The sequence below is a fragment of the Hymenobacter agri genome (assembly GCF_054778495.1).
The window spans coordinates 1-5,265 of sequence record NZ_BAAGZM010000288.1; the positions used below are offsets into that span (position 1 = coordinate 1).

6 protein-coding genes are annotated in these 5,265 nt (G+C 63.3%); 2 read left to right on the top strand and 4 right to left on the bottom strand.

Annotation, left to right across the window (positions count from 1 at the left end):
• Nucleotides 1-267 precede the first annotated feature (267 nt).
• Both ACYVDE_RS13870 and ACYVDE_RS13875 read right to left on the bottom strand, forming a co-directional pair.
• Nucleotides 268-753, bottom strand: coding sequence for a DinB family protein (locus ACYVDE_RS13870; protein ID WP_460502138.1), 486 nt, complete (start codon nucleotides 751-753; stop codon nucleotides 268-270).
• Nucleotides 754-866: 113 nt separating this feature from the next.
• Entirely contained in the window at nucleotides 867-2,063 is a 1,197-nt protein-coding gene (locus ACYVDE_RS13875; RefSeq protein WP_460502139.1) for a phosphatase PAP2 family protein, read from the bottom strand.
• A gap of 247 nt (nucleotides 2,064-2,310) precedes the next feature.
• Between ACYVDE_RS13875 and ACYVDE_RS13880 the strand changes: the two genes are divergently transcribed.
• Nucleotides 2,311-3,777, top strand: a complete 1,467-nt coding sequence (locus tag ACYVDE_RS13880) for an aldehyde dehydrogenase family protein (RefSeq protein ID WP_460502140.1) — start codon at nucleotides 2,311-2,313, stop codon at nucleotides 3,775-3,777.
• Between the two features lie 80 nt (nucleotides 3,778-3,857).
• Nucleotides 3,858-4,553 (top strand): hypothetical protein, encoded by a 696-nt coding sequence (locus ACYVDE_RS13885; RefSeq protein WP_460502141.1) that lies wholly within the window; start codon nucleotides 3,858-3,860, stop codon nucleotides 4,551-4,553.
• A 10-nt stretch (nucleotides 4,554-4,563) separates the two neighbouring features.
• Here ACYVDE_RS13885 and ACYVDE_RS13890 read toward each other — a convergent pair whose 3' ends face one another.
• Together ACYVDE_RS13890 and ACYVDE_RS13895 are read right to left on the bottom strand one after the other, a co-directional pair.
• Nucleotides 4,564-4,977, bottom strand: a complete 414-nt coding sequence (locus ACYVDE_RS13890; protein WP_460502142.1) for a hypothetical protein — start codon at nucleotides 4,975-4,977, stop codon at nucleotides 4,564-4,566.
• A 106-nt stretch (nucleotides 4,978-5,083) separates the two neighbouring features.
• A partial coding sequence (locus ACYVDE_RS13895; RefSeq protein WP_460502143.1) for a hypothetical protein occupies nucleotides 5,084-5,265 on the bottom strand: 182 nt, incomplete at its 5' end.

The following is a 5,265-nucleotide window of genomic DNA, read 5'->3' on the forward strand; positions in this document are numbered from 1 at the left end:
GGCGCTGCGCCTGCCCACGGCTGGCTGGCCGGCGGGCCTGTACCTGGTGCACGTGCAGGTGGGCGGCAGCGGCGGCTTCGTTAAAAAATTCGTCGTCGAATAGGCGGTAAGGCAAAACGATGGCAGCGTTGCGGCCTGAATGAAACAGCTCAACCCATCAGTTGCTGAACTGTGCCGAAAATGGAAAGCCCGCACCTGATTCAGATGCGGGCTTTTGCTTGGTATAGACCGGCGCGGGCGGCTTGGTACAGCAGCGCCCCTGGTGGCTCAGTCGCCGTGAATAATCTGCCACACGTGGTGCTCGAGGTGCAGCGCGTAGTCGCTGATGAGCCAGTGCAGGGTGGTGGGGTTGCCGTTCAGGGTCAGGTATTCGTTGGCGAGCAGGTGCGGCGGCAGGCGGTCGAGCAGGTGCAGGATGAGCTGGTTGAGGCTGGTCCAGAGCACGAGCAGGTCGGCGCAGGGGTAGTGCTGGTAGTCGGCTACGCGCACCCAAGCGTCCTGGTCGTAGGGGCGCAGCTGGTGGGGCGGCGGGGCCAGGCAGGCCCCCACAATGCGGCGGTGGTTGTTGAAAGCCGAATCGATGAGGTGGCCCAGAATCTCCCGGCGGCTCCAGCGGCCGGGGCCCGGATGAATGCTTAGCTCCAGCTCGGAGCATTGGTTCCAGAAATCGGCCAGCAAATCAAGCTGTTGGCGCAAATGGGCCTGGCTTTCGGCCAAAGGCGGGGTGGCAACGGTCGGGGAGTAGACGGCCATGGCGGTAACAGTAAGGCGGCGAAATAAAAGCCGCATGCTCCGGAATACTTAAAAGTACGGGCGCATTCGGTTCCCGGACTGCGGGAATTGCTTTTTAAGCAAATTTTAACCCGCTACAGCCGCAACGACCAGCTGGCCCCCGTGAACGGACCATAGGTGTAGGGCGCAAACTGCCCCCGCTGGAACCACGGCTTAGGGTGCGGTAGGGTTCGGAAACCCGTGCCATGCGCCGCGCTGCTATCGGCTGGGGCTTCCACGCGGGTGCGGCCGTTGCGCACCGCAATTTTGGCAAAAGCGTAGCCCAACGCGATGCCCACCGGGTAGTCGCTGGCCCAATGCACGCCGTTGTTCAGCATGGCGTAGCCGAGCAGGCCCATCAGCGAATAGCCCACGGGGCGCACGAAGCGGTACTCGGGGTAGTTTTCGGCAATAACCGTCACGGTGGCCATGGCCGTGGCCAGGTGGCCGGTGGGGAAGGCATCGTAGTTGGGTACGAAGCTCTGGTAGGTGCTGTACGAGGGGAAGAAATTCCACTCGCCGCGCGGCTGCGTGGCCACGTAGGGGCTCTGGCGGCCGGTGAGGCGCTTCATGGTTTGCACCACCAGGCCGGTGCTGAAAATGGCTTCGCCAAGCTGGCTGGAAGTGCGTAGCGCCCGGTTGTCCTTTTTGATGCCGCCGTAAATCCAGAAGCTGCTGGCCACGGTGAGATGCGTCCAGCCGTCGCCGAGGAAGTAGAACGCGCTGTTGAGGTTGTCGGGCACGTTGAACTCGAACGGCAGGTTGGCTGAGCCGATGCGGAACGGAATGTACACCAGCGTTTTCTGAGTGCTGGCGGCTTTCAGATTGATGGCCCGCCCGAACTGCTGCGCGCCGTCGGTAATAACCTGGTCGAAGGCCCACAGGGCCACCGAGCCGGCCGCAATGCCTAGCAGCGCCTCCTTATTTTCAGCCCGAAACGCGAACTTCGGAAACTGGCCCAAATCGCGCGGAATGTGGTAGGCCCACTCGAAGGGCTTGGGTTTGTCGTAGTGCCAGGTCACGCCCGGGGCCACGGTGTAGTCGGTGATGCGGCCGTTGGCGTCGCGCGGGTGGATGTGCGGCTCGGGAGCAATGCAGCTGGCCGGCTTGGGGGCCGGCTGCGTTGCGGCGGTGGCCGTGGCAACAGCGCGGAGCGTATCGGCCGGCGTAGGGGCTAAAATAGTATCGGCGGCGGCGGGCGCGGCAAGGGCCAGCTGCGGGCTGCTAAGGGCGAAACCTAACAACAGCGGAACAAACAGCCGCCGGGCGCGGCAAAGGACAAAGAACGACACGTAACGGACAACTAATTAATAATGAGTGCGCCATGAATGTAAAAGCGGCGGACCGGGATAATAACGGAATCGGCTAACTAGGTCGAAATCGGCAAACAAGGCCGCAAAGATAACACTAACCTCGCGAAGCAGACATGCTGGAGTAACAAGCCAAGTGCGCAGACGGATGAGCAAACGAAATGTTGTGCAAGCCGCGTATCTTTCTGGCAAGCCCGATTTCGGGCCCGTTCTAGCTGCTTTCCCACCCATGCAATCGCCCGTTTTCCCGCCCGCTGCCGCCCTTTCTCCGCGCCATGCCACGCTTGCTTCCAACCCGTTTCAGGCGCAGTTTGAAGCGTTGCGCGAGCGGGCCCCAATGCTGCGCAGCGAAGGCGTGGGCGAGCGCCGGGCGCGGCTGGCCAAGCTGGCCGACTGGCTGCACGCGCACCGCACCGACATTCAGCAGGCGCTGCTGGCCGACTTCCGCAAGCCCGCGGCCGAAACCGACCTCACCGAAATCTGGACCTCGCTGGTTGAGCTCAAGCACACCAGCAAGCACCTCAAAAAATGGATGGCTCCGCGCCCGGTGGGTGCGAGCATGGCGCTGCTGGGCACCCGCTCGTGGGTGCAGGTCGAGCCCAAGGGCGTGGTGCTGATTATCTCGCCCTGGAACTACCCGTTTTACCTGGCCGTGGGCCCGCTGATTTCGGCCATCGCGGCCGGCAATGCTGTTGTCATCAAGCCCGCCGAGCAGACGCCGGCCACCTCGGCGCTGCTGCAAAAGCTGTGCGAAGACCTGTTCCGGCCCGACGAGGTCCTGCTGCTGCCGGGCGGCAAGGAAGTAGCCACTGACCTGTTACGCCTGCCTTGGGACCACATTTTCTTCACCGGCAGCCCCGAGGTGGGCAAAATTGTGATGCGCGCCGCTGCCGAGCACCTCTGCGGCCTCACGCTGGAGCTGGGCGGCAAAAACCCCACCGTGGTGGACGAAACTGCCGACCTGCGCGACGCGGCCGAGAAAATCGTGTGGGGCAAGTTCCTGAACAACGGCCAGACCTGCGTGGCGCCCGACTACTTGCTGGTGCACGAAAGCGTGCAGCCCGCGCTGGTGCAGGAGCTGCGGGCGGCCATCGAGCGGGCTTACAACCCCGGCGGCGCGGGCGTGGAAGCGTCGGATTCGCTGGCCCGCATCGTGAACGAAAACCACTTTGCCCGCCTCGCCGGCCTGCTCGAAGATGCCCAGACCAAGGGCGCGACCGTGGCCGTGGGCGGCGAAGTCGACGCCAGCCAGAATTACATCGCGCCCACCATCCTCACCAACGTGCCGGCCGATGCCCGCGTGTTGGAAGAGGAAATTTTCGGCCCGCTGCTGCCCGTGCTCACCTACAAAAATCTGAACGAAACGGCGGCTTACGTGAATGCCCGGCTCAAGCCGTTGGCGCAGTACGTGTTCAGTGCCAGCGCCGAAAACCGCCGCTATTTGCTCGACAATATCTCGGCTGGCGGCGCGGGCGTGAACGAGGTAGTGCTGCATTTCGCCCATCCCGAGCTGCCCACCGGCGGCGTTGGCAACTCGGGCCTGGGCAAGGCGCACGGGCACGCCGGCTTCCTGGCATTCAGCAACGAGAAGGGCGTGATGCGGCAGCGCGTAGGCCTCACCGGCATCAAGGCCATGTATCCGCCCTACACCCCCAAGGTGCAGAAGCTGGTGAATCTGCTGGTGAAGTACCTGTAGAAGGAAATTCAGGCCGAAAACCGGAGCAACCGGGCTGTTTTGGTCGGGTTACCTTTGCAGCGGTTGGAGTATGAAAAGCCATGAAAATCAACGGCTGGGTGCGCGTGCTAGGAATAGGAATTGGCTGCCCGCTGCTCGTGGCCTGCGATGGCGGCTGGGCCGTGACGTTTGGCGGCCCTTTTCCGGCACAGGCGGCAGATATGGCGGAGTTTCCGGCCCGCCACCGAGGCGTGTATACCGCCGAGGATTCGACCAGCTCCGTGTGCATCGGGCGCACGGCCATGTGGGTGCAGGAGCTTGAAACGCAGCGCCGCAGCCGGCATGAGCTCGACTCGCTGGGCTACAAGATGCGGGCTGATAGTACCTTCCTGGCCAATGGCAAGCTGCACTACCTGCACCAGCTCGGCCGCGACTCGGTGCGCGACAGCTGGCTGCGCACCGACACGGTTTTCACGATTGGCGACAGCTTCGGCGCGGGACACTTGCGCCGTTTCCAAGGCCGTTATTACCTGAGCATCTACGATGGCACGGCGGCGCACCGCGTTGATATGTGGGATGTGGAGCGACTGGAAATCAAGGGCCGCCACTTGTTACGCCAACGGCTGGGCACCGACACCTTGCGCCTGCGGGCGCTGGCCCCCGCCACCGTGCGCTACACCCGCTACGACGGCACTTCCTACTTCCAGCTCGTACCAGCCTCGCCGGCCGAAACCCGCCGCGTGGGCCGCTACGCCGGCTTGTGGGAAACCACGGGCGACTACGACCGGCGGCACTGAGCAGCCACCGTTATTGCTTCTGCTGCATGTCAGCGGCAATTTTTTGCTGCACAGCTTTGGTTTGCAGCAGCTTGAACTTCTCGGGGCCGATAACGGCGCGCAGCTCTTTCTGCGAGTTAATGTTGATGCGCTTAAGCTCGGCCAGGAGCTGGGGCGATTGGGCGGGCAGCTTCTCCTTGGCGGCGTTCGACTCCTTGAGCGTGCCGTTGAGTACGGTGCGCACGCGGATAGTTTGGTCGGGCGTGAGCTTGAGCTCGGTGGTCATCACGTCGGCGAGGTCGCGGGCGGCGGTGGCGGGGGCCGGCGAGCTTTCGGTGCGCACAGTTTCCACTACCGGCGGGGCGGGCTTGTCGCGGTGAAAGATGGAGCAGCTGGCTGTGGCCAGGCTAAATGCCAGAAGCGTAAAGAAGCGAGAAAAGCGCATGCGATGCATAAATAGCGGTACTGCTATCAATACGCAGAAAACCAGTTGATGGCCCAGTTTGAGCGGTTTTCCTCCGGCCTACTGCTGCAAAAAACTGATGCGTAGTCTATTCGCCCCGCCAGGGCGCCGGAGGTAGCTGCCGCAACTGCCGCTCAATCTTGTTGCGGCGGTGGTGCAGCTTGCGCTGCTGCCGGGCGCTCGGCAGCAGGCTGTCGAGGCGGGTGTTGGTAGCTTGCTCAATGCGCCAGTATGCTTCGCGTCGGGCCTCGCCCCGCAGGGTGCGCCGGG

Excerpts from the sequence above, each read along its gene's own strand:
- ACYVDE_RS13870 (WP_460502138.1), bottom strand. The coding sequence starts at position 753 with ATGGCCGTCTACTCCCCGACCGTTGCCACCCCGCCTTTGGCCGAAAGC.
- ACYVDE_RS13880 (WP_460502140.1), top strand. The coding sequence starts at position 2,311 with ATGCAATCGCCCGTTTTCCCGCCCGCTGCCGCCCTTTCTCCGCGCCAT.
- ACYVDE_RS13885 (WP_460502141.1), top strand. The coding sequence starts at position 3,858 with ATGAAAATCAACGGCTGGGTGCGCGTGCTAGGAATAGGAATTGGCTGC.
- ACYVDE_RS13890 (WP_460502142.1), bottom strand. The coding sequence starts at position 4,977 with ATGCGCTTTTCTCGCTTCTTTACGCTTCTGGCATTTAGCCTGGCCACA.